We start from the raw sequence: 25,861 nt of genomic DNA on the forward strand, positions 1-25,861 counted from the left end.
TTCCGTGTAGATCACCGCTGTTTCTCCGGCCTGATTCTGGAGTGCGAGCCAAGCCTGCCTGCCCTTGCGACAAACGGCTACTGACAAAATTACCAGTTGCCAAAAGCACTTGATGTCACTGCGGTGGCAGGGTGGGCAGAGGTGACGTATTCTTAACGCATCTCTCCCGGGGCATTCTTCCCCGTCTCTTCTATCGCTTCTCTAACCGGAGTTCGCCATCATGGCTGCTGCTTGGGTGCGCCTGTGCGCGTTGGTATTGATCGGGGTGTCCAGCGGTGCCGCGCTGGCCAAGGACAAGACGGCGATCGTCGTCGGTGGTGGCCTGGCGGGCCTGACCGCGGCCTACGAGCTGCAGGGCAAGGGCTGGCAGGTCACCTTGCTCGAGGCCAAGTCAGGGATGGGCGGGCGTTCGGGGCTGGCCACCAGCGAGTGGATTGGCAACAGCAAGACCCAGCCGGTGCTCAACCAGTATCTGGAGCAGTTCAAGGTCGGCACCTTGCCGGCACCGGAGTTCGTGCGTAACCCCGGCTACCTGATCGACGGGGAGTATTTCAGCGCCGCCGACCTCGCAACCAGGCAACCGGCCACCGCCGAGGCCCTCAAGCGTTATGAGAAGACCCTCGACGACCTGGCCCGCTCCATCGAGGACCCGTTGAACCCGGCGGCCAACAGCACCCTGTTCGCCCTTGACCAGATGAACGTGTCCACCTGGCTGGACAAGCTGCAACTGCCGGCGACCGCCCGTCAGCTGGTCAACCAGCAGATCCGCACCCGTTACGACGAGCCATCGCGCCTGTCGCTGTTGTATTTCGCCCAACAGAGCCGTGTCTACCGCAACGTCAGCGACCGCGACCTGCGCGCCGCGCGCTTGCCGGGCGGCAGCCCGGTGCTGGCCCAGGCGTTCGTCAAGCAGCTCAAGACCATCAAGACCAGCTCGCCGGTCACCGCCATCGTCCAGGACAAGGACGGGGTGACGGTCAAGGTCGGTGCCGTGGGTTACAAGGCCGATTACCTGGTCATGGCCGTGCCGCTGCGGGCCCTGGCCAAGATCCAGATGACCCCGGGCCTGGACAACCAGCACCTGGGCGCCTTGAAGGGCACCAACTACGGCTGGCGCGATCAGCTGATGCTCAAGTTCAAGAACCCGGTATGGGAAAGACGTGCGCGCATGTCCGGCGAGATCTTCTCCAACACCGGCCTGGGCATGCTGTGGATCGAACCGGCGCTCAAGGGCGGCGCCAACGTGGTGATCAACCTGTCCGGCGACAACGCTCGCCTGTTGCAGGCCTTCGGTGACAAGCAGATGGTCGACCAGGTGCTGATCCGTCTGCACGCCTTCTACCCGCAGGCCCGTGGCGCCTTTACCGGTTACGAAGTGCGCCGTTACAGCACTGATGCCGGTATGGGGGGCGCCTACCTGGCCTACGGCCCTGGGCAGATCAGCAAGTACTGGCGCCTGTGGGAGCGTCCGGTTCAGCGCATTGCCTTTGCCGGCGAGCATACCGACGCGCTCTACCCCGGTACCCTCGAAGGCGCCCTGCGCAGCGGCCAGCGCGCCGCGAGCCAGGTTCAGGACCTGGCTGCGGGCAAATCCTTCGACCCGGCCAAGGCCGCACCGGTTGCCGCCGCAGCCGCTGCGGGCGCGGTCGTGGCGAAGGACAAGGGCGGGTTCTTCTCCAACCTGTTCGGTGGTGGCTCCGACAAGGCCCCGGCCAAGGCGGAGCCTGTGAAGGTCGAGGAGGCCAGGCAGGACAAGCCAGGCTTCTTCTCGCGTCTGTTCGGTGGTGCTGACAAGCCAGAGGTCAAGGCCGCGCCGATCGCCAAGGCCGAGGAGATTGCGCCGGTGCCTGCCGCGGCCCCCGCGCCTGTCGCCCCGGCGCCTGTGGCCAAGGAGGAACCGGTGAAGCCGGCCGCCACCAAGCCTGCTCCAGCCAAGCCGGCGGCCAAGCAGGCACACAAGCCCGCAGCCAAACCGGCGCCGGTGAAGAAGGCCACCGCCAAGTCGGAACCGGCCAAGAAGCCAGTGGTCAACAGCCAGGCCAAGGCCGGCTGATCTTTCGACAGGCAATTGCCCTGTCTCCTGTGGGAGCGAGCAAGCCCGCTCCCACAAATTTGCCGACGGTGGCAAGCTCCTACCAAACGACTATCGTTAATGTTTCCTTAATAGGAAGCTTGCACACTAAATATCGGGTTTTTAGATAATCCGAAGCAATTTTTTACGCTTTTATTCGATGCGTTACGCGCTAGTCTTGTGCACAGCTTTCACGGGGAAACACGCCAACATGCAACTGCGCAACTCATCTTCCCGCTATGGCCTGGTCAGCATCGTCCTGCACTGGGGCGTGGCGCTGGCGGTCTTCGGCCTGTTCGGCCTGGGCCTGTGGATGGTCGGTCTCGACTACTACAGCCCTTGGCGCAAGACCGGGCCCGATCTGCACAAGAGCATCGGCCTGGTGCTGCTGGCCGCCATGCTGCTGCGCGTACTCTGGCGTTTCATCAGCCCGCCACCGCCGGCGCCGGCCAACCATGGCAAGGTCACCCGCCTGGCCGCCAAGCTGGGCCACCTGGCGCTGTACCTGGGCCTGTTCGCGGTGATGGTCGCCGGCTACCTGATTTCCACCGCCGACGGTGTCGGCATTCCGGTGTTCGGCCTGTTCGAAGTGCCGGCGCTGATCAGTGACCTGCCTGACCAGGCCGATACCGCGGGGGTGATCCACCTGTGGCTGGCCTGGGGCCTGGTGATTTTCGCGGTGCTGCATGCCCTGGCGGCACTCAAGCACCATTTCATCGACCGTGACGCGACCCTGACCCGCATGCTGGGCCGCAAAGCTTGACTCTCAACCTCAATTGCAAAGGAAGGAAGTAAGGATGTTGAAAAAGACTTTTGCCGCTCTGGCGCTCGGTACCGCCCTGATCTCCGCCGGCCAGGCCATGGCCGCCGAATACAAGATCGACAAGGAAGGCCAGCACGCGTTCGTTGACTGGAAGATCAGCCACCTGGGCTACAGCTTCATCCACGGCACCTTCAAGGACTTCGACGGCAACTTCACCTGGGACAGCGCCAAGCCCGAGGCCAGCAAGATCAGCGTCGACCTGAAGACCGCCAGCCTGTGGTCGAACCACGCCGAGCGTGACAAGCACATCGCCAGCAAAGACTTCCTCGATGTGAAGAAGTACCCGGATGCCAAGTTCGTCTCCACCAGCGTCAAGTCGACCGGTGAGAAGACCGCCGACGTCACTGGCGACCTGACCCTGCACGGCGTGACCAAGCCGGTCACCTTCAAGGCTGTGTTCAACGGTGAAGGCAAGGACCCGTGGGGTGGCGAGCGTGCCGGCTTCAACGCCAAGACCACGCTGAACCTGAACGACTTCGGGATCAAAGGCCCAGGCCCGACCTCCCAGACCCTGGACCTGGATATCAGCGTCGAAGGTGTGAAGCAGAAGTAATTAGCGTTAGCTGAATGACCGAGGGGCCGCTACGCGGCCCTTTCCGGCCGGTCCGACGCCTCGGCAAGGCCGCTCCTACAGGTTCAGTGCAGCCCTTTGGCTTAGCGCGGTACCTGTAGAAGCGGCCTTGCCGAGGCGTCGGACCGGCCGGAAAGGGCTGCATAGCAGCCCCTCGGTGTTTCAATCAGCCCTTGCGGGTCAGCAGCGCCGGACGCTCACCGCGTGGGCGGCTCGGCAGGTCGTCCAGTTGCTCGGGCGTCGGGTAACGGTCGAGCTTGGATTCCTTGCGAATGATCACAGGCGCACTCTGCGACTCGCGCGGGTTGCGCACGGCGGGTTCCTGGCGAGCCGATTCGTCACGGCGGTTACGGCCACCGTTGTTGTCACGACGAGCGCCGCCATTGCTGCCACCACCGTTGCGCGGGCGTTTTTCACCCGAGCCCTGGCCTTGGCGCTGTTGGCCATTGCCACGGCCTTGACCTTGCGCCTGACCACTGCCGCTGCGTTGGCCTTGCCCTTGACCTTGTCCGGCATTGCCACCCGGGCGACGGTTGCGGCCCTGGTTCTTGGCATTCTGGTAAGGGCTGACGTAGTCGGCGCGGTTGCCGAAGTTATCCACATCGTCGTCCAGGAACTCTTCCGGGTCACGATTAGCGGGTTTCGACGGGGCGGTGTTCTGGCCTTGGGCATCCTGCTGCTGGCGTGGTTTCTTGTCACGCGGCTTGCGCTGCTGCTGGCCTTGCTGCTGTTTCTCGCCGGCTTTTTCCTTGTCGGCCTGCTTCTCGCCCGCAGGCTTGTTGCGGCCTTTGTCCTTGCCCTTGTCCTTGCGCCCGCCACTGCCTTCCTTGCCGCCTTCGCCGCGAGGTTGCTGGTTGCGGCCACCGCGGCCAGTGTTCTGCTGGCGCTCGCGGACTTCTGGCTTCTCGGCCTCGACCTGGGAGGCGTCGAAGCCCATCAGGTCGCCATCCGGGATCTTCTGCTTGGTGACGCGCTCGATGCTCTTGAGCAGCTTCTCTTCGTCCGGGGCGACCATCGAGATGGCCTCGCCCGAGCGACCGGCGCGGCCGGTGCGGCCGATGCGGTGAACGTAGTCTTCCTCGACGTTGGGCAGCTCGAAGTTGACCACGTGGGGCAACTGGTCGATGTCCAGGCCGCGGGCGGCGATGTCGGTGGCGACCAGCACGCGCACGGTGTTGGCCTTGAAGTCGGCCAGGGCCTTGGTGCGGGCGTTCTGGCTCTTGTTGCCGTGGATCGCCGCAGCGGTCAGGCCGTGCTTTTCGAGGTACTCGGCCAGGCGGTTGGCGCCGTGCTTGGTGCGGGTGAACACCAGTACCTGCTCCCAGGCACCCAGGGTGATCAGGTGCGCCAGCAGGGCACGCTTGTGGCTGGCCGGCAGGCGGTAGACGCGCTGCTCGATGCGCTCGACGGTGGTGTTCGGCGGCGTGACCTCGATGCGCTCGGGGTTGTGCAGCAGCTTGTCGGCGAGGTCGGTGATGTCCTTGGAGAAGGTCGCCGAGAACAGCAGGTTCTGGCGCTTGGCCGGCAGGCGTGCCAGCACTTTCTTGACGTCGTGGATGAAGCCCATGTCGAGCATGCGGTCGGCTTCGTCCAGCACCAGGATCTCGACCCGCGAGAGGTCGACGCTGCCCTGGCCGGCCAGGTCGAGCAAACGACCCGGGCAGGCGACCAGGACGTCGACGCCCTTGGCCATGGCCTGGACCTGCGGGTTCATGCCGACACCGCCGAAGATGCAGGCGCTGATGAAGTTCAGGTCGCGGGCATAGACCTTGAAGCTGTCATGCACCTGGGCGGCCAGCTCGCGGGTCGGGGTCAGCACCAGGACGCGCGGCTGGCGCGGGCCGTGGCGTTGCGATTTGTCGGGGTGGCCACCCGGGAACAGGCGCTCGAGGATGGGGAGCGCGAAGCCGCCGGTTTTACCAGTACCTGTCTGGGCGGCGACCATAAGATCGCGACCTTGCAACACGGCGGGAATGGCCCGCTGTTGCACCGGAGTGGGCTGGGTATAGCCCGCTGCCTCGATAGCGCGGACAAGAGCCTCGGAGAGACCGAGGGAAGCAAAGGACATGGGCAATCCTGTTCTCGTGGGGGCTGGGCCCGATGGGGTGTTCTGCCTGGCGCGACGGGCATCGGAAGGATGCGATCGCGTCCGGTCCAGCTGGGCGTGCACGGCGCATCCTGGAACCTGCAGGCGGCGCGCAAGGTGCGCTGCTGCGGGTCGAGATGCCTGTTGCGAGGCCGAGCGTCCGGGCGTGAGCCTGGCGGGAAGGCCCGAGTATAACAGAGCAATCAGGGTGTGCTGCGTTCCTGCTGCTCAACGGCGAAAGGAAAATCGCGATTGCCCAGGTAGCGGGCGTTGATCGCCGCGTAGGCCGGCTCCTGCTTGAAGCGTCGCAGTTCATCACTGAACGCCTGTGCCAGCTGCTCGCGCCCGGGTTTGCGGGCGAGCCCCAGGTACTGCGGACGGCGGCTGATCACCAGGGGCAGCGCCTCGACGGTCTGCTCCAGGCCCAGCTGGCGGCTGACATAGTCACCCACCCGGCGGTCGGTCACCAGCAGGTCGATGCGCCCGAGCGCCAGCTTGCCGAAGTTGGCCTCGTGGCTGGGCGCCGGCTCCCGACGGAACAGCGGCGATTCGGCGAAAACGCCGTCGTAGACGTAGCCTGGCGAGGTACCCACGGTCAGCCCGGCCAGGTCTTCGAGGCGCTCGACCGGATGGGGGCGCGAGCGGGCCTGGTAGAGGACGAACTCGACCTCTGACATGGGCTCGTCCGGGTAGACCAGGTAACCCTGGCGCGAGTCGACCCGGAAAATATCCATCACCGCGTCCGCCAGGCCCTGCTCGACCATGGCCAGGCAGCGCCGCCAGGGCAGGAACTGCCATTGCACCTCGATGCCCAGGCGCTTGAACACCTCGTTGGTGACCTCGTAGTCGATGCCTTTGGGCTGGCCGTTTTCCTGGTAGAGGTATGGCGCCCAGTCGTCGCTGACGATGCGCAGGCGTTCGGCATGGGCCAGCGGGCTCAGGCCGGCGAGCAGCAACAGCAGGAGAGGGAGAATGAGCGTGCGCATGGCGGGAGAGTACGCTGCGAGCCCGTGCAAGGCCAGTGAGCACTGGTCGCGGGGGCCTGCGGTACAAGCGCGAATGAACAAGGCTCTGACCTGCGCCAAAGCCTTGTCCACGACCATCAGCGTGGCAGCTTCAGGTTGTTCCAGATCGCCAGGCTCGGTTCGGCCTGGTTGAGCGTGTAGAAGTGCAGGCCCGGTGCGCCGCCTTGCAGCAGTTGTTCGCACATGCGGGTGATCACTTCCTCGCCGAAGGCCTGGATGCTGGCGGTGTCGTCGGCATAGGCTTCCAGCTGCTTGCGGATCCAGCGTGGGATCTCGGCGCCGCAGGCATCGGAGAAACGTGCCAGCTTGCTGTAGTTGGTGATCGGCATGATGCCGGGCACCACCGGGATGTCCACGCCCAGCTGCTGCGCACGCTCGACGAAGTAGAAGTAGCTGTCGGCGTTGAAGAAGTACTGGGTGATGGCGCTGTCGGCGCCGGCCTTGACCTTGTGCACGAAGTTGGCCAGATCCGCCTCGAAGTTACGCGCCTGTGGGTGCATCTCAGGATAGGCGGCCACTTCCAGGTGGAAGTGGTTGCCGGTTTCCTGGCGGATGAACTCGACCAGGTCGCTGGCGTAGCGCAGCTCGCCGCTGGCCGCACCCATGCCGGATGGCAGGTCGCCACGCAGGGCGACGATGCGCTTGATGCCGGCGGCCTGGTACTCGGCGAGCAGGGCGCGCAGGTCGTCCTTGCTGTCACCCACGCAGGACAGGTGCGGGGCGGCCGGGACCTTCACTTCGCTTTCCAGCTGCAGCACGGTGTTCAGCGTGCGGTCGCGGGTCGAGCCACCGGCACCGTAGGTGCAGGAGAAGAAGTCCGGGTTGTAGCTGGCCAGCTGGCGGGCGACGCCCATCAGCTTCTCGTGGCCGGCATCGGTCTTGGTGGGGAAGAACTCGAAACTGTAGCGGCGTTCTTGTGACATCTCTCGTTCCTTCGGCGGCGCGCCCAGGGCGGCTACCTGCAAATAAAAGCCAGGACGGTTGGGGCCGGCCTGGCTCGGACATCGGTTCGACGCGTTGCCAGCCAGCGCCAGGGCGATTACCCGGCGCTGGCGCCGCTGCTTAGTAGCGGTAGGCGTCCGGCTTGAACGGACCTTCGACGGTCACACCGATGTACTCGGCCTGCTGCGGGGTCAGCTGGGTGACCACGCCGCCGAAGCCGCGGACCATCTCCAGGGCCACTTCTTCGTCCAGCTTCTTCGGCAGCACTTCAACGGTCAGGCGCTCGGCCTTCTTGGCGGCTGGCAGTTCGGCGAACTTCTGCTCGAACAGGAAGATCTGCGCCAGGACCTGGTTGGCGAACGAGCCGTCCATGATGCGGCTTGGGTGGCCGGTGGCGTTGCCCAGGTTCACCAGGCGGCCTTCGGCCAGCAGGATCAGGTAGTCGTCGTTCTGCGGATCGAACACGCCGGCGCCGGTGCGGTGGATCTTGTGCACCTGCGGCTTGACCTCTTCCCATGCCCAGTTCTTGCGCATGAAGGCGGTGTCGATCTCGTTGTCGAAGTGGCCGATGTTGCAGACCACGGCGCGCTTCTTCAGGGCCTTGAGCATGTTGGCGTCGCAGACGTTGACGTTACCGGTGGTGGTGACGATCAGGTCGATGCGGCCCAGCAGGTCCTTGTTGATGCCGGCTTCGGTACCGGTGTTGATGCCGTCCTTGAACGGCGAGACGACTTCGAAGCCGTCCATGCACGCTTGCATGGCGCAGATCGGGTCGACTTCGGTGACCTTGACGATCATGCCTTCCTGACGCAGGGACTGGGCCGAGCCCTTGCCCACGTCGCCGTAGCCGATCACCAAAGCCTGCTTGCCCGACAGCAGGTGGTCGGTACCGCGCTTGATGGCGTCGTTCAGGCTGTGACGGCAGCCGTACTTGTTGTCGTTCTTGCTCTTGGTGACCGAGTCGTTGACGTTGATCGCCGGGACTTTCAGCTCGCCTTTGGCCAGCATGTCGAGCAGGCGGTGCACGCCGGTGGTGGTCTCTTCGGTCACGCCGTGGATCTTGTCCAGCATGGCCGGGTATTTCTTGTGCAGGATTTCGGTCAGGTCACCGCCGTCGTCCAGGACCATGTTGGCGTCCCATGGCTGACCGTCTTTCAGGATGGTCTGCTCGATGCACCACTCGTACTCTTGCTCGGTTTCACCTTTCCAGGCGAACACCGGGATGCCGGCGGCGGCGATGGCGGCGGCGGCCTGGTCCTGGGTGGAGAAGATGTTGCACGACGACCAGCGCACTTCGGCGCCCAGGGCGACCAGGGTCTCGATCAGCACGGCGGTCTGGATGGTCATGTGGATGCAGCCGATGATCTTCGCGCCCTTGAGCGGTTGCTCGGCTTGGTACTTGCGGCGCAGGCCCATCAGTGCCGGCATTTCCGATTCGGCGATGATGACTTCCTTGCGGCCCCAGTCGGCCAGGGAGATGTCGGCGACCTTGAAGTCGGAAAAACCAGCAGGCGTGTTTACAGCGCTCATTGAGAGCCTCCATTCGTAGTGTGCGAATGGGCGCCGTTGTGCGTTGAGCGTCCGCTTGCGCGGACAACGCCCCAACCGAGCCTGACAGGCCGAGCCTGCTGCAGCGCCCCTCGGATGGGTGGCGGGAACGGTGGCCGCAGGGCCACCGTCGAAAGTGCCGGGCGATTATAGCGGGGCTTTCGATGCATCCCAAGGGCTAAACACTAAAGACGGACTCACTAGGGGCGGCCGTTTGTCCGCAATGCAAGGCGCAGGTTGAAGTGGGCCAGGGGCTCGCAGTCCTGTGCCAGCACCATCAGTTGCCAGGCCAGCTTGAACTCGCCCGGCTGATCGCAGCGGATACGCCAGTGGTAGGTGTCGACCTCGCGACTCGCCGGCTGCAGCGGCGCCGAGGCATCGGGAAGGGCGAGGCGCAGGTTGCGCTGTTCGATCAACTCGATGTCCAGCGGCGGTTCGCTGGCAGGACTGTGGCTGAACAGCATCTCCTCGCCGAGCAGCGCCACTGGGGTCATGTGCAGGAGCAGGGTGTCCCCGGCTGCGACGACCAACTCCGGTGTATCGAGAAGCAGCGTTTCGCCCGTGGCCGGGCGCGAGTGCAGGGTATAAAAATGGCGGGGATTGAGTTCGGCCGGGGAGGCAGGGTCGTTGGGTAGTTGCTCGAAGGCTGCGAGCAGGCCCTGAGTATCGACGATTATCAGAGCGTGATGGGCGGGGTTCTCCGTGATCATGATGCGCTCCTTCCTTGAGCACCAATAAGGGGCCGGGTACAGGCGCGCACCGCCGAGCCAAGGCTCGGCGGTGCGCGGCGTGGGTCAGTTGGTGATGGTGATGAACGGATCCCATTCGAAGTAACCACAGCACTTGCAGTCACGGTCGACGATCATGAACTTGAAGTGGTAGGTGACCTTGCCTTGCGCGAGCAGGTCACCGCGCCAGTAGTAGTTGTCGTTGACCTGGCAGGTTGGCACGGTCTTGTTGTTGGCGTTCGGTACTGCAGTCTGCACCTTGGCCTTGAGTGCGCGCGGATCCTCCAGCAGTTGGTGGCTCGGATCGTCAGATACGAATCCGTAGAGGATCACCGATTGCTCGAAGCCGAACGAGATGCTCTGTTCGCGCCAGCGGACCACATCGCCAACACGGCCTTTGAGGTGCAGTTCACCCCCGGCCTGGCCGGCGATTACATTGTCCTGATAGGTGACCATGTAGATGTGTTCCGGCGGGATGAAGGTAGGTTTGTTCGGGTCCTTGCTCGCGTTGGGAAACTTCTTGAGGATGGTTTCGGTGTCGAAGTTGATGCTGACATCGATGACTCTGGACATAGTGGATTCCTTTTCACTGATTTCGAGTAGGTCAATGGTGAGCCTCAGTCGCTCTCCACTGGCACTGCCCGGAGCCTCGCTTCCTGCGAATGCCGGTTCTGCCGCGCCGTATGCCAAGTTCCGGTTGTCCGACCACCTGGAGTGATCTGCGGATCACAGGGTCAGGCTAGATCCGTGGGGGTGGGTGTCAAACCGCGTTGCGCGGATACTGACCAATGGTCGTAGGGCGTGGACATGGTTGACGCAAATCAATGGGGCTACCATGTAGGACGTGGTCGGACGGCTGATCCGCCGTTCGCCGCTCGATGTTCATGAGGCCGCAGGCCAGGAGTACAGATGAACTTTCACACCCGCAAATGGGTAAAACCCGAAGACCTCAACCCCAACGGCACCCTGTTCGGTGGCAGCCTGCTGCGCTGGATCGACGAGGAGGCGGCAATCTACGCCATCGTCCAGCTGGGCAACCAGCGTGTGGTGACCAAGTACATTTCCGAGATCAACTTCGTCAGCGCCTCGCGCCAGGGCGACATCATCGAGCTGGGCATCACCGCCACCGAGTTCGGCCGCACCTCGATCACCCTCAAGTGCGAAGTGCGCAACAAGATCACTCGCAGGGCGATCCTGACCGTAGACAAGATGGTCTTCGTCAACCTGGGCGAGGATGGCCAGCCGGCGCCGCACGGGCGTACCGAGATCAAGTACATCCAGGATCAGTTCCCGGACAGCGCCGTGGAGTAATTCTCGGGGGCTGCTCTGCAGCCCTTCGCGGCACAAGGCCGCTCCTACAGAAGAACGCAATCCCCTGTAGGAGCGGCCTTGTGCCGCGAAGGGCCGCAAAGCGGTCCCGGCCTTTTCAAGGCTGTGTGCTGACCTTGCGTACCACCTTGCCGACCGTCAGACCCTGCACCAGGATCGACGACAGCACCACGATGTAGGTGATCGACAGCAGCAGGTCACGCTCATCACCCTGTGGCAGCGACAGCGCCAGGGCCACCGACACGCCACCACGCAGGCCACCCCAGGTCAGCACGCGGATGGTGCCTTGCGGCACGGTCCGCCAGCGGCGCAGCAACACGATGGCCGGCGCCACGGTCAGCAGGCGCGAGGCCAGCACCGCTACCGCCAGCACGCCACCGGCCGCCAGGTGCAGCCAGTTGAACGGCAGCAGCAACAGCTCCAGGCCGATCAGGGCGAACAGAAGGGCGTTGAGCATGTCGTCGATCAGTTCCCAGAAACCGTCCATGTAGCGGCGGGTCATGTCGTTCATCGCCAGGTTGCGCCCCAGGTTGCCGATGATCAGGCCGGCCACCACCATGGCGATCGGCGCCGAGACGTGCAGCTCGTAGCACATGGCCGAGCCGCCGATCACCAGCGCCAGGGTCAGCATGACCTCGACCTGGTACTGCTCGACGCTCTTGATCATGCGGTAGGTCGCGTAGCCGATCACCCCGCCGAACACCACCCCGCCGATGGCTTCGCGGGCGAACAGCAGGGCGGTGTCGGACACGCTCGGCGTCTCGCCCAGCTGGATGATGCCTAGCAGCACGGTGAACACCACCACCGCGGTGCCGTCGTTGAACAGCGACTCGCCGACAATGGTGGTCTTCAGCGGCTTGGAGGCGTTGGCGGTACGCAACGCGCCGAGCACGGCGATCGGGTCGGTCGGCGAGATCAGCGCGCCGAACAGCAGGCAGTAGATCAGCGGCACGTTCCAGCCGAACAGGGCGAACACCCAGTGCGCCAGGTAGCCGATCACCACGGTGGCGATCAGCACGCCGATCGTGGCCAAGAGTCCGATCGGCCAGCGGTAGCTGCGCAGGTCGGCGAGGTTGACGTGCAGGGCGCCGGCGAACAGCAGGAACGACAGCATCCAGTGCATCAGCAGGTCATTGAAGTCGATCTGGTTCATCAGGCCTTCGACGCGCTCTTCCAGGCCAGGAAAGCCGATCAGGCTCAGGACCTGCAGCATCAGGGAGAACAGCAGTGCGGTGACCATCACGCCGATGGCCGGCGGCAGGCCGATGAAGCGGTAGTTCACATAGGTGAGGAGGGTGGTGAGGCAGATAAACGCGGCAACTAATTCAAGCATCCCGAATCCTGTAACAGTGGCTTCCAAGTCGTTTCCCGAGTGGCTCGGGCAGTTCTTTGATGACCTGGCGCGGGGTTCGGGACACACCTTATGACCGGTTTTGTCGGAATCGTTCCTCAAGTCGGGCGGCAGGCGCTCCCACGATGCCTACCAGCAACAGCAAACCGTTATAGTGCGAGGTGTCGCCTGGTCTTTGCGCAAGGAATCCCGCGTGTTGGCAACCTCCCTGGTACTGGTCGCAGCCCTGCTCCACGCGACCTGGAACACCCTGATCAAATTCAGCGCCGAACGCCTGCTGGTGATCGCCAGCATGGACCTTGTGGCACTGGTCTTCGCCGTTCTGGCGGTGGCGTTCGTCGAGTTTCCCCCGACTGGCATCTGGCCCTGGCTGCTGGCATCGGCACTGGCCGAGCAGCTCTACCGTTACCTGCTGATCAAGGCCTATCGGGTCGGCGACCTGGGCCTGGTCTATCCGCTGATGCGTGGCCTGTCGCCGTTGGTGGTCCTGGGCTTGACCCTGGCTTTCGCCGGCGAGTCGCTCAGCCAGCAGCAGATCATCGGCATCCTCCTGATCCCCTGCGGTATGGCCTGCCTGCTGTGGCAGGGTGGTGGCGGTGATCGCCTGCCCTGGTCGATGCTGCCGGTGGTGGCGCTGATTGGCCTGTGCATCGGTTGCTACACCTGGTTCGATGGCCAAGCTGTTCGCCTGTGGGGCAAGCCCATGGACTACCTGGTATGGCTGACCCTGCTCAGTGCCTGGCCGTTCCCACTGCTGGCCGGCGTTGCCCGCAGGCCGCAGTTCGCGCTGTTCTGGCGCACCCAGTGGCGGTTGGGGCTGGCGGTGGGGCTGTGCGTGCTGCTGAGCTACGCTCTGGTGCTGTGGGCCATGCACCTGGGGTCGGTCGCCGAGGCGGCGGCGCTGCGTGAGCTTAGCGTGATCCTCGTGGTGCTGATGGGCATGCGCTACCTCAAAGAACCTTTTGGCGGGCCGAGACTCCTAGCTTGCGGGCTGGTCCTGGCCGGCATGCTGGTGATGAAACTGTGAACCGATCCTCTGTGAACAAGGAGTCCTGTAGATGACCGTTGCCCTGTGGTGCATTCTCGTCGCGCTGGTCCTGCCGCCGCTGTGCGCATTGATCGCCAAGCTCAGCAGCGGGTACTTTGGCCTGCGCGCCAATCACGACCCGCGTGCGTTCCTGGACAAGCTCGAAGGGCTGCCACGGCGTGCCCATGCTGCCCAATTGAATGGCTACGAGGCGTTTCCCGCGTTTGCCGCGGCGGTTCTGGTGGCCGACATCGTCGGCAATGCCGAGCAGGTGACCCAGGATGTGCTTGGGGTGGTGTACATCACCAGCCGCTTGCTTTACATCATCTGCTATCTGGCCGACTGGGCAGTGTTGCGCTCGCTGGTGTGGTTCGTCGGGATGGCGCTGATCGTGGCGTTCTTCGTGGTGTCCATCTGACTTGAGAAAATCTGCCGGTCTGCGCTGATCGTTGTAGGAGCGGCCTTGTGCCGCGAAAGGCCCGCGAAGCGGGCCCTGCGATGTCTGTAGCGCGCCCCTTTCGCGGCACAAGGCCGCTCCTACAGGGCGCATGCAGCCATCAAGGAACCTTTGGTACTTCTGGCAAAGGCTGCCCCTTGGGCCACAGCATCCAGATCTGCCCTTGCTGCTTCATGTTCCCCGCCAGTTCGCCGGCCTCGGGGCCGGTGCCCCAGAACAGGTCCGCGCGCACTTCGCCGGTGATGGCGCCGCCGGTGTCCTGGGCGCCGACCGGGCGCACCACCGGGCTGCCGTCCGGGCGGGTGGTGGACAGCCAGAGCAGGCTGCCCAGGGGGATTACCTTGCGGTCGATCGCCACGCTGTAGCCTGCGGTGAGCGGCACGTTGAGCGATCCGCGCGGCCCCTCGTTGCTGTCCGGGCGGGTGCTGAAGAACACGTAGCTCGGGTTGCTGGCCAGCAGCTCGGGCACACGCTGCGGGTTGGCCTGGGCCCAGGCGTGGATGCTGCCCATGGTCACCTCTTCCTTCGGCAACTGCCCCTGCTCAACCAGCCAGCGGCCGATCGGCCGGTACGGGTGGCCGTTCTGGTCGGCGTAGCCCAGGCGCAACTGGCGGCCGTTCTCCAGCTGGATACGGCCCGAGCCCTGTATCTGCAGGAACTGCAGGTCCATCGGGTCGGTCAGCCAGGCCAGTACCGGCGCCTTGGCACCGTCGCGGTTGATCACCTCGGCGGTGTCGTAGGGCTTGAGCACCCGCCCGTCGAGGCGCCCGCGCAGGCGTTTGCCCTTTAGCTCGGGGTACACGCCGGCCAGGTCGACCACGATCATGTCCTCCGGTACGCCATACACCGGGACCTGCGCACTGTCGGTGCGGGCCAGGCTGCCGGGGTAGACCGGCTCGTAATAGCCGGTGATCAGGCCGTTGGCGCTGTTCTGCGCCGAACGCAGGCCATAGACCTGTAGATTCTGTTCGAGGAAGGTGCGCACCTGGGTGGCATTGGCCGTGGCCGAGCCCGCTGCCTCACAGGTGGCGGCCCACACCGGGTCGCGCCTGAGCTTCTCGCAACCGCTGCGCCAGGCGTAGAAGCCGGCCAGCAGGTCGTCGTCGCTGACCTGGGGCAGGTCCTTGAAGTTGGCGGGCACGTAGGTGGCGATGGCGTGGGGTTCGGGCTTGGCGCTTTCGCCGCCGTTGCAGCCGGCCAGGAGCGCCAGGGCAGGCAGTGCCCAGGCGAGATGGCGCAATGCAGATTTCATGTTGTCGGTCCTGTGTGGGGCAAAGCGTGAAGATTCGCCCCTGTTTTCTGTGTGGCTATTGGTCTTTGCCCGCGAGGCGGTGATACTGGCCGCCCGTTTTCCTGGCCGAAGAGACCGTGATGTTCAAGCGATTGACCGTAGTACTGCTTGCCGCCCTTGCCCTGAGTGCCTGTGACGGCGTTGATCCCAACTCGCCGCTGGGCCAGCGCAAGACGATCTTCAAGCAGATGCTCAAGACCAGCGAAGACATGGGGGGCATGCTGCGCGGGCGCTTGCCCTTCGACGGCGTGAAGTTCGCCGATGGCGCGGCGAAGCTGGACAGCCTGGCCCACGCGCCGTGGCAGCACTTCCCGCAGGTGCGCGATGAGGGTGACAGCAGCGCGCGGGCCGAGGTCTGGCAGCGCCAGGCGCGGTTCCAGGACCTGGCCCGGCAACTGGAGGGCGTCACTGGCGAACTGGTCGCGGTGACCCGTGCCCAGCCGCTGGACGTGGCGCAGGTGAAGGCGCCGATGGACAAGGTCGAGGCGGCGTGCAAGGCCTGTCATAGCGAGTTTCGCAATCACTGAGCGAGTGGGCCGTTGTGGGTGCGGGCTCGTGGGAGCGGGCTTGCCCCACGATGGCGCCGGATCGGCCAGTGACGTTGCCTGGGCTGACGTCATCGCGGGGCAAGCCCGCTCCCACGGTTCGTACACATAAGACCGGTCGACTAGCGTTCGAGCTCGTCCACGGCCTCCTGCAGCTCCTTCTTCGCCTCGGCCAGCTTGTCCTTGCGCTTGTTGATCTTCTCCGCGTCGCCCTTCTTCATGGCCTTGTCCAGGTCCTTGGTGCGCTGGTTCACTTCATGGCGAGCGTCGAGCACCTTCTGCTCGCGCTCCTTGCGCAGGCCGGCATCGGTGCAGTGTTCGGTGACTTCGCTCAAGGCTTTTTCCAGCCCCGCCTGCTGGTCGCTGTTGCCATGGGCGCGGGCTTGTTCGATCTGTTCGCTGATGGCCTGGCGCTTGGCCGCGCAACCGGTCAGGCCCGGCTGCTCTGCGGCGGCCAGCAGCGGGCTGGCGGCGAAACCGAGCAGGGTAGACAGGGCGAGGGACGAAAGCAGTTTCATCGAGGGCTCCATTCGAGGCTGGGCAGCAGAAAACGAAATGCTGCCCTGATCCGCGCAAATTAGAAACCCTCGATTGCATGGGTGCGCAGGTTTCGGGCCAGCTCCTGAACCCGCTCGTGGGCGAAAAAAGCCTGCAATTGCTCTGCTCGACCAGGTCCGACGCCAGGTTCGGCAAGCCATTGCTCGATGTTTCTGGATGCCAGTGTGTGCCAGTCGGGGCCCATTTGCAGGCTGGACGGTGCGGGTACGCCGAGGCCTCGCAGCCAGCGTTTGAACGGCTGCTGGCGGGCCTGAGAGAAAGCAGTCTGCAATTGCCTGGCCCGTGCCTGGGCGATCCCGGGTACCTCGAGCAGCTGTTTCTGATCGAGGTTCAGCCAATCGGTCAACTGCACGATATGGCCACTTTCGACAAGACGTTTCCAGGTTTCGGTCCCCAGGCCCGGCAGGTCCAGTCCCTGCTTGCCGCCCAGCCAGGCCAGGCGGGCAAGGAACTGCTGCTGGCAGCCATCGTCGACCTGCCAGCAACTGAAGGCGTTATAAACAGACGGATCCGGAGCCTGAACCTCGGGACGCCGGGCGGCGCGATGCACCACGCTTTCCAGGCGTGGGATGGTCATGCCGGCCAGGCTGACCGCGATCTGGTCACCGGGCCGGACGTCCAGCTGCCTCCAGCGCGCCAGCGAGCCAAGGCTGAGCTGGCTGATCCGGCGATCGTCCAGGGTCAGCGGCTGCAACAGCAGCAAGGGTGTGATGCGCCCGGTACGGCCGATTCGGAACTGCACCTCCCTGACCTGCGCCAGCGCCTGGGCGAACGGGTATTTCCAGGCAGCGATCCAGTAGGGCGCCTGGGCGCGCCAGCGCTGTGCTGCGGGGCGGCTGTCCTGGCGCAGGATCACGCCATCGCTGGCGAAGGGCAGGGGCGAGCGGTACCAGTGCTGACGCCAGTGCGCGACCTCGGCGACATCCTCGATGGCCACGCTCAGGCGTTGACTGTCCGGAAAACCAAGCGCTGTCAGCTGCGCCAGGCGTTCGGCCTGGTTGTCCGGGCCGTGCGGCCAGTCCCAGACGAACAGGCCGATGCCCGCGCCTTGTTCCTCGGTCATCCGCTTGCGTGCCAGCAGCCCGGCGACGGAGCCGCGGGCGTTGGCGCTGCCTGCTTCTGCTTGCACGTGGTGGTCCAGGCGCCAGTACAGCTCACCCTGGAACACACTGTCCAAAGGTTGGGAAAGTTGCCGCACGATACCGCTCAGCGCCGGGATGTGCCGGCTCCAGTCGTGCCCTAGTGTGCCGTCGCCACGGCTGAGCAGGCCTGTCAGTTGGCCCTGGCGGTAGATCAGTGATACCGCGACGCCGTCGACCTTCGGCTGCATCCAGATGTCGCGTTTGCCCAGCAGCCAGCGGGCTACGGCCTGCTCGTCGGCAAGCTTGTCGACACCGGTGTGGGGGATCGGATGGGGGATAGTGCCGCGGGCACTCGCCAGCGGAGCGTCGTCGTGGGAAAGACCAAAGCAGGCTTGAAGCTCCAGCAGGTGCTGGCGGCTTTGATCGTAGAGTTCGTCGGCCACCAGGGCGATACCCTGGCGATGGTACTGGTCGTCCCAGTGCGCGAGGGTGGCGCGCAGCCGGGCGACCTCGGCCTCGGCCTGCGCCGAGTCCCAGGCCGGGCACACACCCGCCAGGACAACGGGGTGGTGCAACAGCAGCGCTACGACTATCAGCAGTAATGGCATGGCCGGCATCCTTGCAAGGCGGGAAGGAGTTCTCAGCCTAGGCGGGTGACGGCGTGGGCGACGGTGGGCATTTGTCAGCCCATATGTCACAAAAAAGCCCCTGCCGATCACTCGGCAGGGGCTTTCCGGTACTGCTGTAGGAGGCTTACAGGCCAGCGGCGTCGCGCAGGGCGGCGGCGCGGTCGGTGCGCTCCCAGGTGAAGGTGGTGAAGGTGTCGTCGCCGACGGTCTTCTGCTGCGGCGTACGGCCGAAGTGACCGTAGGCGGCGGTTTCCTGGTACATCGGATGCAGCAGGTCGAGCATGGTGGTGATGGCGTACGGACGCAGGTCGAAGCACTCGCGCACCAGCTGCACGATCTTGTCGTCGGAGACCTTGCCGGTACCGAAGGTGTTGATCGAGATGGAGGTCGGCTGGGCTACGCCGATGGCATAGGACACCTGGATCTCACAGCGCTCGGCGAGGCCCGCGGCAACGATGTTCTTGGCCACGTAGCGGCCGGCGTAGGCGGCGGAACGGTCGACCTTGGACGGGTCCTTGCCGGAGAACGCGCCACCGCCGTGGCGGGCCATGCCGCCGTAGCTGTCGACGATGATCTTGCGGCCGGTCAGGCCGCAGTCGCCCACCGGGCCACCGATGATGAAGTTGCCGGTCGGGTTGATGTGGTACTGAGTGTCCTTGTGCAGCAGCTCGGCCGGCAGGGTGTGCTTGACGATCAGCTCCATCACCGCTTCCTGCAGGTCTTTCTGCGAAACCTCAGGGTTGTGCTGGGTCGACAGCACCACGGCATCGATACCGACTACCTTGCCGTTTTCGTAGCGGCAGGTGACCTGAGACTTGGCGTCCGGGCGCAGCCATGGCAGCAGCTTGGACTTGCGCGCTTCGGCCTGGCGCTCGACCAGACGGTGCGAGAAGCAGATCGGCGCCGGCATCAGCACGTCGGTCTCGTTGCTGGCGTAGCCGAACATCAGGCCCTGATCGCCGGCACCCTGGTCTTCAGGGCGCGAGCGATCGACACCCTGGGCGATATCCACCGACTGCTTGCCGATGATGTTCATCACGGCGCAGGTGGCACCGTCGAAGCCGACGTCGGAGCTGTTGTAGCCGATGTCGATGATCACTTTACGCACCAGCTCTTCCAGGTCGACCCAGGCCGAGGTGGTGACTTCACCGGCGATGATGGCGACACCAGTCTTGACCAGGGTCTCGCAGGCCACGCGGGCGTACTTGTCCTGGGCGATGATGGCGTCCAGCACCGCGTCGGAGATCTGGTCGGCGATCTTGTCCGGATGCCCTTCGGACACGGACTCGGAAGTGAAAAGGGAGTATTCGCTCATCTCGATGGGTTCCTGAAATTTACCGATGTTGTATGTCGCCAGTGGTCCGCTGGAAGTGCCGGACCTGGATCTGGAAACCGTTACGCAAGCCCACGTAGAGGCTGTCCCCGGGGGCCAGCCCTGCCGCGTTGGCCCAACGGGCCAGGTCGTCCTGCTCGAAGCCAAGCCACAGGTCGCCGCAGGCTTCGCGGGCCCACCCCTGGTCATGGCTGCACAGCTCGGTGACCAGCAGGCTGCCGCCCGCCTTCACCCGTCTGGCCAGCAGGCGCAGGGCCTGGGCCGGGTCGCTGAAATGGTGCAGGACCATGTTCAGCACAACGCAGTCGGCTTCCACATCCGTTGCACCCAGTGCATCGGCCAACTGCAGGTTTACGTTACTCAATTCGTTGCGCTCGCAGACCTGGCGGGCCAGCTCGAGCATGGTCGGGCTGTTGTCCATGGCCGTGACCTGCTCGAAGCGCCTGGCCAGGTCGGGCAGGAAACCGCCGTCGCCGGGGCCGACCTCCAGGGCGCTGGCGCCCGCGTCGAAGCTCAGCTTGTCGAGCAGTGCCAGCAGGCTTTCGCGGTACTGCGGCAGGCCGGCGATCAGGTCCTGCTGGGCGCGGAACTTCTCTTCCACGCGCAGGAAAAAATCCTGGCTGGTGGCGGCGCGACGCTGCTGGACCTGGGCGATGCGAGCCTGCACTGCTTGAGGCAGGGCGAGGTCGTCGACCTCCTCGAGCAGCGCCGAATGCAGACGGCCGCCCAGGCGCTGGCTGTCGGGCAGGGCGCGGCGGTAGAAGATCGCGTTGCCTTCGCGGCGGGTCGCCACCAGCTCGGCCTGGGCCAGCACCTTCAGGTGATGGCTCATGCCCGACTGACCGATGTCGAAGATCTGCGCCAGCTCCAGCACGCCGAACGAATCATTGGCCAATGCGCGCAGCACGTTCAGGCGCAGGGGGTCGCCGCCGGCCTTGCACAGGGCGGCCAGCTCGTCGCTGCGTTGTGGGGTGATGGGCGCATTGAGGTTCATGGGGCGGGAGTCTAGACAGGCATCGTTACCCTAGCAAGACCAATATCAAAAAGTTTTGATATTGGTCGATGGGCGGAGGGTCGGTTCGCCTGTGCGGGCCTCTTCGCGGGTAAACCCGCTCCCACAGAGATCGCGCAGACCTGTGGGAGCGGGTTTACCCGCGAAGAAGTCGACGGCAATCCCGCTGTTTTCACCCAAATTGCCGAACAAACACAGGAAAAAAACCCGACTGCGACCATACGTCATTGCCCCCGGGCCCCCCTGTGGGCGAAAATGGCCGCCTTTTTTCGCTTCACCACCTATTTCAAGCCCCAGGAGACTCAGCGATGCCCAGCCGTCGTGAACGTGCCAACGCCATTCGTGCCCTCAGCATGGATGCCGTGCAAAAGGCCAACAGCGGCCACCCAGGTGCCCCCATGGGTATGGCGGATATCGCCGAAGTGCTTTGGCGCGACTACCTGAAGCACAACCCGAGCAACCCAAGCTTCGCCGACCGCGACCGCTTCGTGCTGTCCAACGGCCACGGCTCGATGCTGATCTACTCGCTGCTGCACCTGACCGGCTACGACGTCACCATCGACGACCTCAAGGCCTTCCGCCAGCTGCACAGCCGCACCCCGGGCCACCCGGAGTTCGGTTACACCCCGGGCGTCGAGACCACCACCGGCCCGCTGGGCCAGGGCCTGGCCAACGCCGTGGGCTTCGCCCTGGCGGAAAAAGTGCTGGGTGCCCAGTTCAACCGTGAAGGCCACAACATCGTCGACCACAACACCTACGTGTTCCTCGGCGACGGCTGCATGATGGAAGGCATCTCCCATGAAGTCGCCTCGCTGGCCGGCACCCTGGGCCTGAACAAGCTGGTCGCCTTCTACGACGACAACGGCATCTCCATCGACGGCGAAGTCCACGGCTGGTTTACCGACAACACCCCGGCGCGCTTCGAAGCCTACAACTGGCTGGTGATCCGCAACGTCAACGGCCACGACGCCGACGAGATCAAGACCGCCATCGAGACCGCGCGCAAGAGCGACCGTCCGACCCTGATCTGCTGCAAGACCATCATCGGCTTCGGCTCGCCGAACAAGCAGGGCAAGGAAGACTGCCACGGCGCACCGCTGGGCAACGACGAAATCGCCCTGGCCCGCAAGGAACTGAACTGGAACCACGGCCCGTTCGAAATCCCGGCCGACATCAAGGCCGAGTGGGATGCCAAGGAAGCTGGCGCCAAGGTCGAAGCCGAGTGGAACCAGCGCTTCGACGCCTACGCCAAGGCCTATCCTGAGCTGGCTGCCGAGTTCAAGCGCCGCGCCGCCGGCGACCTGCCGGCCGACTTCTCCGGGAAGGCCCAGGCCTACATCAACGAAGTTGCTGCAAAGGGCGAGACCATCGCCAGCCGTAAGGCCAGCCAGAACACCCTGAACGCTTTCGGTCCGCTGCTGCCCGAGTTCCTTGGCGGCTCCGCCGACCTCGCCGGCTCCAACCTGACCCTGTGGAAAGGCTGCAAGGGCGTCGAAGCTAACGATGCCAGCGGCAACTACGTGTTCTACGGCGTGCGCGAGTTCGGCATGACCGCCATCATGAACGGCGTCGCCCTGCACGGCGGCCTGGTGCCTTACGGCGCCACCTTCCTGATGTTCATGGAATACGCCCGCAACGCCGTGCGCATGTCGGCGCTGATGAAGCAGCGCGTGATCCACGTCTACACCCACGACTCCATCGGCCTGGGCGAAGACGGTCCGACCCACCAGCCAATCGAGCAGCTGACCAGCCTGCGCAGCACGCCGAACCTGGACACTTGGCGTCCGGCCGACGCGGTGGAATCCGCCGTGTCCTGGAAAGCCGCCCTGGAGCGCAAGGACGGCCCGTCGGCGCTGATCTTCTCGCGCCAGAACCTGCAGCACCAGACCCGCGACGCCCAGCAGATCGCCGATATCGCCCGTGGCGGTTACGTGCTCAAGGACTGCGCCGGCGAGCCTGAGCTGATCCTGATCGCCACCGGCTCCGAAGTGGGTCTGGCCGTCCAGGCCTTCGACAAGCTGACCGCGCAAGGCCGCAAGGTCCGCGTCGTGTCGATGCCGAGCACCAGCGTGTTCGACGCCCAGGACGCAGCCTACAAGCAGTCGGTACTGCCGCTGCAAGTCGGTGCGCGTATTGCCATCGAAGCCGCTCACGCCGACTTCTGGTACAAGTACGTCGGCCTCGAAGGCCGCGTGATCGGCATGACCACCTACGGCGAGTCGGCCCCGGCCAGCGCGCTGTTCGAGGAGTTCGGCTTCACCCTGGACAACATCCTGGGCACCGCCGAAGAGCTGCTGGAAGACTGATACAGGTAAGGCGAGGGCCTTTGGCCCTCGTTCGCGGCACAAGGCCGCTCCTACAGGGCATTGCGCACGCCGTTTCCTGTAGGAGCGGCCTTGTGCCGCGAATGGGCCGCGCAGCGGCCCCGTTCAACCGCCGGAGTTCAAGAGCTACCTATGCCCCACCCGCGTCCCTACAAAGTTGCACTCAACGGTTACGGCCGCATCGGCCGCTGTGTCCTGCGCGCACTGTTCGAGCGGGGGGCGAAGGCCGGTTTCGAGATCGTCGCGCTGAACGACCTGGCCGACCAGGCCAGCCTGGAATACCTGACGCGCTTCGACTCCACCCACGGGCGTTTCCCCGGCGAGGTGAAGGTCGACGGCGACTGTCTGCATATCAATGGCGACTGCGTGAAAGTGCTGCGCAGCGCCACCCCGGAAGGCATCGACTGGGCCGCCCTGGACATCGACCTGGTGCTGGAATGCTCCGGTGCCTACCACACCCGTGCCGACGGCCAGCGCTTCCTCGACGCCGGCGCGCCGCGGGTGCTGTTTTCCCAGCCCATGGCCAGCGAGGCGGACATCGACGCCACGGTGGTCTACGGCGTCAACCAGGATTGCCTGACCGGCAGCGAACTGCTGGTGTCCAACGCCTCCTGCACCACCAACTGCGGCGTGCCGCTGTTGCGCGTGCTGGACCAGGCTTTTGGCATCGAGTACGTGCAGATCACCACCATCCACTCGGCGATGAACGACCAGCCGGTGATCGACGCCTACCACCACGAAGACCTGCGCCGCACCCGTTCGGCGTTCCAGTCGGTGATTCCGGTGTCCACGGGCCTGGCCCGGGGTATCGAACGCCTGCTGCCGGAACTTGCCGGGCGAATCCAGGCCAAAGCGGTACGCGTGCCGACCGTAAACGTCTCGTGCCTGGACATCACCCTGCAGACTTCCCGCGATACCACCACCGAGGAAGTCAACCGGGTGTTGCGCGAGGCCGCCCTGGACGGCCCGCTGAAAGGCTTGCTGGCCTACACCGAGCTGCCCCACGCCAGTTGTGATTTCAACCATGACCCGCATTCGGCCATCGTCGATGCCAGCCAGACCCGTGTCTCAGGCCCCCGCCTGGTGAACCTGCTGGCCTGGTTCGACAACGAATGGGGGTTTGCCAACCGTATGCTCGACGTTGCCGAACACTATCTGCACGTCGTACACCCAACCCGCAGCAAACAGCCCTGAAGGACTGCATTCATGACCGTGTTGAAGATGACCGACCTCGACCTGCAAGGTAAGCGCGTACTGATCCGCGAAGACCTCAACGTCCCTGTGAAGGACGGTGTGGTGGCCAGCGACGCGCGTATCCTGGCAGCGCTGCCGACCATCAAGCTGGCCCTGGAGAAGGGCGCGGCGGTGATGGTCTGCTCGCACCTGGGCCGCCCGACCGAAGGCGAGTTCTCTGCCGAGAACAGCCTCAAGCCGGTTGCCGACTACCTGGGCAAGGCCCTGGGCCGCGACGTGCCGCTGGTCGCCGACTACCTCGACGGCGTTCAGGTGCAGGCCGGTGACCTGGTGCTGTTCGAAAACGTGCGCTTCAACAAGGGCGAGAAGAAGAACGCCGACGAACTGGCGCAGAAATACGCCGCCCTGTGCGATGTGTTCGTGATGGACGCCTTCGGCACCGCCCACCGCGCCGAAGGCTCCACCCATGGCGTCGCCAAATTCGCCAAGGTCGCTGCCGCAGGCCCCCTGCTGGCAGCCGAGCTGGATGCCCTGGGCAAGGCCCTGAAGGCACCGGCCAAGCCGATGGCGGCCATCGTTGCCGGCTCCAAGGTCTCCACCAAGCTGGACGTGCTGAACAGCCTGAGCACCGTCTGCGACCAGCTGATCGTCGGTGGCGGCATCGCCAACACCTTCCTTGCCGCCGCCGGTCACCCGGTCGGCAAGTCGCTGTACGAGCCTGACCTGGTCGAGACCGCCAAGGCCATCGCCGCCAAGGTCAGCGTACCGCTGCCGGTGGACGTGGTGGTCGCCAAGGAGTTCGCCGAAAGCGCCGAAGCCACCGTCAAGGCGATCGCCGACGTGGCCGCCGACGACATGATCCTGGACATCGGTCCAAAGACCGCCGAGCAGTTCGCCGAGTTGCTGAAGACCTCGAAGACTATCCTGTGGAACGGTCCGGTCGGTGTGTTCGAGTTCGACCAGTTTGGCAACGGCACCAAGGTCCTGGCCAAGGCCATCGCCGACAGCGCCGCGTTCTCCATCGCCGGTGGCGGTGACACCCTGGCGGCCATCGACAAGTATGGCGTGGGTGCCGATATCTCCTACATTTCTACCGGTGGCGGCGCGTTCCTCGAGTTCGTCGAAGGCAAGGTCCTGCCTGCCGTGGCAATCCTGGAAGAGCGGGCCAAGGCCTGAGCGTGAAGGCGCCTGGCAAAGGGAGCGACCTGATGGTCAAGCAATTGCCTGTGATGATCGTGGCCTTGTTGCTGGGCGCCTGCGCCGGCAACAAGGGCAGCGAAGCCGATCCGGCGCAGCCGCCCAAGGGCGGTTGCTACCAGTCCCAGTGGCAGGCGGAGACGGCACCGGTGATCAACAAGCGCCTGGGGCCGGACGGCCTGGAAAAGTACGACGACGAACACCAGCGCAAGGCCGTGGGCTGCCCTTGATCGGGTGGCTGGCAACCACGCCTGGGTTTTGTGGTCTTGGAAGAGGGGCTGCTGCGCAGCCCTTCGCGGGTAAACCCGCTCCCACAGGGAATGCACTGACCTTGTGGGAGCGGGTTTACCCGCGAAGTGCCGCGCAGCGGACCCATGACGAGGTTTTAGGATGAAAGCGCTTCTGGCCGCATTGGCCCTGGCGACCCTGGCAGGCTGCTCGCTGTTGCAACCTGCCAAACCCGCCCCGGCGGATAACTGGACCCGCTGGGTCTGCGACAGCCAGGCCGAAGTGCTGTGGCGCTTCGCCGACGCGCAGCAGGACGCGGTCGATGTCCGCCTTGGCGGCGGCGACCAGGTCCATCGGCTCAAGGCCGAGCCGGGCGCCTCCGGCGCGCTGTACAGCGATGGCATGCTGGCCTTCCACACCAAAGGTGAAGAAGGCCTGGTGTACTGGGTGGCGACCAACGATCTGATTGGGCGGGGCTGCAAGGCACCGTGACTGGCCGGGCCGCGTAGA

Annotated in this window: 24 protein-coding genes and 1 riboswitch; of the genes, 12 read left to right on the forward strand and 12 right to left on the reverse strand. The window is 64.8% G+C overall.

Annotated elements, in window-relative coordinates:
* Nucleotides 1-220 precede the first annotated feature (220 nt).
* The 3 genes from PRtIB026_RS05460 (at nucleotide 221) to PRtIB026_RS05470 (ending at nucleotide 3,447) form a co-directional block, all read left to right on the forward strand.
* Nucleotides 221-2,053: a flavin monoamine oxidase family protein gene (locus PRtIB026_RS05460; RefSeq protein WP_203648290.1), complete on the forward strand. Its 1,833-nt coding sequence runs from the start codon at nucleotides 221-223 to the stop codon at nucleotides 2,051-2,053.
* Nucleotides 2,054-2,282: 229 nt separating this feature from the next.
* Entirely contained in the window at nucleotides 2,283-2,834 is a 552-nt protein-coding gene (locus PRtIB026_RS05465; RefSeq protein ID WP_069016035.1) for a cytochrome b, read from the forward strand.
* 34 nt (nucleotides 2,835-2,868) lie between these two features.
* A complete protein-coding gene (locus PRtIB026_RS05470) occupies nucleotides 2,869-3,447 on the forward strand; it encodes a YceI family protein (protein WP_203648287.1) in 579 nt (192 codons plus the stop codon).
* A gap of 184 nt (nucleotides 3,448-3,631) precedes the next feature.
* Here PRtIB026_RS05470 and PRtIB026_RS05475 read toward each other — a convergent pair whose 3' ends face one another.
* The 6 genes from PRtIB026_RS05475 to PRtIB026_RS05500 all read right to left on the reverse strand — a co-directional run bounded on the left by PRtIB026_RS05475 (nucleotide 3,632) and on the right by PRtIB026_RS05500 (nucleotide 10,367).
* Entirely contained in the window at nucleotides 3,632-5,533 is a 1,902-nt protein-coding gene (locus PRtIB026_RS05475; protein WP_203648285.1) for a DEAD/DEAH box helicase, read from the reverse strand.
* A 221-nt stretch (nucleotides 5,534-5,754) separates the two neighbouring features.
* Nucleotides 5,755-6,537 carry a substrate-binding periplasmic protein gene (locus tag PRtIB026_RS05480; RefSeq protein ID WP_203648283.1) on the reverse strand — a complete coding sequence of 261 codons (783 nt, stop codon included), beginning with the start codon at nucleotides 6,535-6,537 and terminating at the stop codon, nucleotides 5,755-5,757.
* Nucleotides 6,538-6,653: 116 nt separating this feature from the next.
* Nucleotides 6,654-7,499 carry a methylenetetrahydrofolate reductase [NAD(P)H] gene (gene metF, locus PRtIB026_RS05485; RefSeq protein ID WP_203648281.1) on the reverse strand — a complete coding sequence of 282 codons (846 nt, stop codon included), beginning with the start codon at nucleotides 7,497-7,499 and terminating at the stop codon, nucleotides 6,654-6,656.
* Between the two features lie 139 nt (nucleotides 7,500-7,638).
* Nucleotides 7,639-9,048 (reverse strand): adenosylhomocysteinase, encoded by a 1,410-nt coding sequence (gene ahcY / locus PRtIB026_RS05490; RefSeq protein ID WP_028688336.1) that lies wholly within the window; start codon nucleotides 9,046-9,048, stop codon nucleotides 7,639-7,641.
* Between the two features lie 21 nt (nucleotides 9,049-9,069).
* Nucleotides 9,070-9,166, reverse strand: a riboswitch (S-adenosyl-L-homocysteine riboswitch).
* Between the two features lie 100 nt (nucleotides 9,167-9,266).
* Nucleotides 9,267-9,776 (reverse strand): hypothetical protein, encoded by a 510-nt coding sequence (locus tag PRtIB026_RS05495; RefSeq protein ID WP_203648279.1) that lies wholly within the window; start codon nucleotides 9,774-9,776, stop codon nucleotides 9,267-9,269.
* An 84-nt stretch (nucleotides 9,777-9,860) separates the two neighbouring features.
* On the reverse strand, nucleotides 9,861-10,367 hold the full coding sequence (locus tag PRtIB026_RS05500; RefSeq protein WP_203648277.1) for an inclusion body family protein: 507 nt from the start codon (nucleotides 10,365-10,367) through the stop codon (nucleotides 9,861-9,863).
* Nucleotides 10,368-10,703: 336 nt separating this feature from the next.
* Here PRtIB026_RS05500 and PRtIB026_RS05505 point away from each other — a divergent pair, with 336 nt between their 5' ends.
* Nucleotides 10,704-11,105: an acyl-CoA thioesterase gene (locus PRtIB026_RS05505; RefSeq protein ID WP_186715898.1), complete on the forward strand. Its 402-nt coding sequence runs from the start codon at nucleotides 10,704-10,706 to the stop codon at nucleotides 11,103-11,105.
* Nucleotides 11,106-11,220: 115 nt separating this feature from the next.
* On the opposite strand, the gene PRtIB026_RS05510 is transcribed toward PRtIB026_RS05505, so the two are convergent.
* On the reverse strand, nucleotides 11,221-12,456 hold the full coding sequence (locus PRtIB026_RS05510) for a cation:proton antiporter (RefSeq protein WP_203648274.1): 1,236 nt from the start codon (nucleotides 12,454-12,456) through the stop codon (nucleotides 11,221-11,223).
* 211 nt (nucleotides 12,457-12,667) lie between these two features.
* Here PRtIB026_RS05510 and PRtIB026_RS05515 point away from each other — a divergent pair, with 211 nt between their 5' ends.
* Together PRtIB026_RS05515 and PRtIB026_RS05520 are read left to right on the forward strand one after the other, a co-directional pair.
* Nucleotides 12,668-13,501, forward strand: coding sequence for a DMT family transporter (locus PRtIB026_RS05515; protein WP_203648271.1), 834 nt, complete (start codon nucleotides 12,668-12,670; stop codon nucleotides 13,499-13,501).
* A gap of 31 nt (nucleotides 13,502-13,532) precedes the next feature.
* Nucleotides 13,533-13,919 carry an MAPEG family protein gene (locus tag PRtIB026_RS05520; protein ID WP_110734763.1) on the forward strand — a complete coding sequence of 129 codons (387 nt, stop codon included), beginning with the start codon at nucleotides 13,533-13,535 and terminating at the stop codon, nucleotides 13,917-13,919.
* Between the two features lie 139 nt (nucleotides 13,920-14,058).
* Here the strand turns inward: PRtIB026_RS05520 and PRtIB026_RS05525 are convergent, their stop codons facing one another.
* A complete protein-coding gene (locus PRtIB026_RS05525; protein WP_203648269.1) occupies nucleotides 14,059-15,210 on the reverse strand; it encodes a murein transglycosylase A in 1,152 nt (383 codons plus the stop codon).
* 119 nt (nucleotides 15,211-15,329) lie between these two features.
* Here PRtIB026_RS05525 and PRtIB026_RS05530 point away from each other — a divergent pair, with 119 nt between their 5' ends.
* Nucleotides 15,330-15,776 (forward strand): c-type cytochrome, encoded by a 447-nt coding sequence (locus PRtIB026_RS05530; protein WP_267813670.1) that lies wholly within the window; start codon nucleotides 15,330-15,332, stop codon nucleotides 15,774-15,776.
* Nucleotides 15,777-15,916: 140 nt separating this feature from the next.
* Here the strand turns inward: PRtIB026_RS05530 and PRtIB026_RS05535 are convergent, their stop codons facing one another.
* The 4 genes from PRtIB026_RS05535 to PRtIB026_RS05550 all read right to left on the reverse strand — a co-directional run bounded on the left by PRtIB026_RS05535 (nucleotide 15,917) and on the right by PRtIB026_RS05550 (nucleotide 20,390).
* Nucleotides 15,917-16,312: a DUF1090 domain-containing protein gene (locus tag PRtIB026_RS05535; RefSeq protein ID WP_203648267.1), complete on the reverse strand. Its 396-nt coding sequence runs from the start codon at nucleotides 16,310-16,312 to the stop codon at nucleotides 15,917-15,919.
* 59 nt (nucleotides 16,313-16,371) lie between these two features.
* The gene (gene ligB / locus PRtIB026_RS05540) at nucleotides 16,372-18,042 is read right to left on the reverse strand and encodes an NAD-dependent DNA ligase LigB (RefSeq protein ID WP_203648265.1); all 1,671 of its coding nucleotides are present in this window, start codon (nucleotides 18,040-18,042) and stop codon (nucleotides 16,372-16,374) included.
* A 145-nt stretch (nucleotides 18,043-18,187) separates the two neighbouring features.
* Nucleotides 18,188-19,378: a methionine adenosyltransferase gene (metK, locus tag PRtIB026_RS05545; RefSeq protein ID WP_186715851.1), complete on the reverse strand. Its 1,191-nt coding sequence runs from the start codon at nucleotides 19,376-19,378 to the stop codon at nucleotides 18,188-18,190.
* 19 nt (nucleotides 19,379-19,397) lie between these two features.
* Nucleotides 19,398-20,390, reverse strand: coding sequence for an ArsR/SmtB family transcription factor (locus PRtIB026_RS05550; protein WP_203648263.1), 993 nt, complete (start codon nucleotides 20,388-20,390; stop codon nucleotides 19,398-19,400).
* A 326-nt stretch (nucleotides 20,391-20,716) separates the two neighbouring features.
* On the opposite strand from PRtIB026_RS05550, the gene tkt reads away from it, so the two are divergent.
* The 5 genes from tkt to PRtIB026_RS05575 all read left to right on the forward strand — a co-directional run bounded on the left by tkt (nucleotide 20,717) and on the right by PRtIB026_RS05575 (nucleotide 25,843).
* A complete protein-coding gene (gene tkt / locus PRtIB026_RS05555; RefSeq protein WP_203648254.1) occupies nucleotides 20,717-22,714 on the forward strand; it encodes a transketolase in 1,998 nt (665 codons plus the stop codon).
* A gap of 150 nt (nucleotides 22,715-22,864) precedes the next feature.
* Nucleotides 22,865-23,926: an erythrose-4-phosphate dehydrogenase gene (gene epd / locus PRtIB026_RS05560; protein WP_110734779.1), complete on the forward strand. Its 1,062-nt coding sequence runs from the start codon at nucleotides 22,865-22,867 to the stop codon at nucleotides 23,924-23,926.
* Between the two features lie 12 nt (nucleotides 23,927-23,938).
* Nucleotides 23,939-25,102 (forward strand): phosphoglycerate kinase, encoded by a 1,164-nt coding sequence (locus PRtIB026_RS05565; protein ID WP_203648251.1) that lies wholly within the window; start codon nucleotides 23,939-23,941, stop codon nucleotides 25,100-25,102.
* A 32-nt stretch (nucleotides 25,103-25,134) separates the two neighbouring features.
* Entirely contained in the window at nucleotides 25,135-25,353 is a 219-nt protein-coding gene (locus PRtIB026_RS05570) for a hypothetical protein (RefSeq protein ID WP_203648248.1), read from the forward strand.
* A 160-nt stretch (nucleotides 25,354-25,513) separates the two neighbouring features.
* Entirely contained in the window at nucleotides 25,514-25,843 is a 330-nt protein-coding gene (locus PRtIB026_RS05575) for an MliC family protein (protein ID WP_110734782.1), read from the forward strand.
* Nucleotides 25,844-25,861: the final 18 nt, after the last annotated feature.

Source organism: Pseudomonas sp. RtIB026 (assembly GCF_016861355.2).
In the GTDB taxonomy this organism is placed as follows: Bacteria; Pseudomonadota; Gammaproteobacteria; order Pseudomonadales; family Pseudomonadaceae; genus Aquipseudomonas; species Aquipseudomonas peradeniyensis.

Coding starts and splice junctions, on each gene's coding strand:
- epd (WP_110734779.1), top strand. CDS start 22,865: ATGCCCCACCCGCGTCCCTACAAAGTTGCACTCAACGGTTACGGCCGC.
- PRtIB026_RS05495 (WP_203648279.1), bottom strand. CDS start 9,776: ATGATCACGGAGAACCCCGCCCATCACGCTCTGATAATCGTCGATACT.
- PRtIB026_RS05530 (WP_267813670.1), top strand. CDS start 15,330: ATGTTCAAGCGATTGACCGTAGTACTGCTTGCCGCCCTTGCCCTGAGT.
- tkt (WP_203648254.1), top strand. CDS start 20,717: ATGCCCAGCCGTCGTGAACGTGCCAACGCCATTCGTGCCCTCAGCATG.
- ligB (WP_203648265.1), bottom strand. CDS start 18,042: ATGCCATTACTGCTGATAGTCGTAGCGCTGCTGTTGCACCACCCCGTT.
- PRtIB026_RS05525 (WP_203648269.1), bottom strand. CDS start 15,210: ATGAAATCTGCATTGCGCCATCTCGCCTGGGCACTGCCTGCCCTGGCG.
- metK (WP_186715851.1), bottom strand. CDS start 19,378: ATGAGCGAATACTCCCTTTTCACTTCCGAGTCCGTGTCCGAAGGGCAT.
- PRtIB026_RS05520 (WP_110734763.1), top strand. CDS start 13,533: ATGACCGTTGCCCTGTGGTGCATTCTCGTCGCGCTGGTCCTGCCGCCG.
- PRtIB026_RS05575 (WP_110734782.1), top strand. CDS start 25,514: ATGAAAGCGCTTCTGGCCGCATTGGCCCTGGCGACCCTGGCAGGCTGC.
- PRtIB026_RS05500 (WP_203648277.1), bottom strand. CDS start 10,367: ATGTCCAGAGTCATCGATGTCAGCATCAACTTCGACACCGAAACCATC.
- PRtIB026_RS05465 (WP_069016035.1), top strand. CDS start 2,283: ATGCAACTGCGCAACTCATCTTCCCGCTATGGCCTGGTCAGCATCGTC.
- PRtIB026_RS05570 (WP_203648248.1), top strand. CDS start 25,135: ATGGTCAAGCAATTGCCTGTGATGATCGTGGCCTTGTTGCTGGGCGCC.
- PRtIB026_RS05565 (WP_203648251.1), top strand. CDS start 23,939: ATGACCGTGTTGAAGATGACCGACCTCGACCTGCAAGGTAAGCGCGTA.
- PRtIB026_RS05460 (WP_203648290.1), top strand. CDS start 221: ATGGCTGCTGCTTGGGTGCGCCTGTGCGCGTTGGTATTGATCGGGGTG.
- metF (WP_203648281.1), bottom strand. CDS start 7,499: ATGTCACAAGAACGCCGCTACAGTTTCGAGTTCTTCCCCACCAAGACC.
- PRtIB026_RS05480 (WP_203648283.1), bottom strand. CDS start 6,537: ATGCGCACGCTCATTCTCCCTCTCCTGCTGTTGCTGCTCGCCGGCCTG.
- ahcY (WP_028688336.1), bottom strand. CDS start 9,048: ATGAGCGCTGTAAACACGCCTGCTGGTTTTTCCGACTTCAAGGTCGCC.
- PRtIB026_RS05470 (WP_203648287.1), top strand. CDS start 2,869: ATGTTGAAAAAGACTTTTGCCGCTCTGGCGCTCGGTACCGCCCTGATC.
- PRtIB026_RS05505 (WP_186715898.1), top strand. CDS start 10,704: ATGAACTTTCACACCCGCAAATGGGTAAAACCCGAAGACCTCAACCCC.
- PRtIB026_RS05550 (WP_203648263.1), bottom strand. CDS start 20,390: ATGAACCTCAATGCGCCCATCACCCCACAACGCAGCGACGAGCTGGCC.
- PRtIB026_RS05510 (WP_203648274.1), bottom strand. CDS start 12,456: ATGCTTGAATTAGTTGCCGCGTTTATCTGCCTCACCACCCTCCTCACC.
- PRtIB026_RS05475 (WP_203648285.1), bottom strand. CDS start 5,533: ATGTCCTTTGCTTCCCTCGGTCTCTCCGAGGCTCTTGTCCGCGCTATC.
- PRtIB026_RS05535 (WP_203648267.1), bottom strand. CDS start 16,312: ATGAAACTGCTTTCGTCCCTCGCCCTGTCTACCCTGCTCGGTTTCGCC.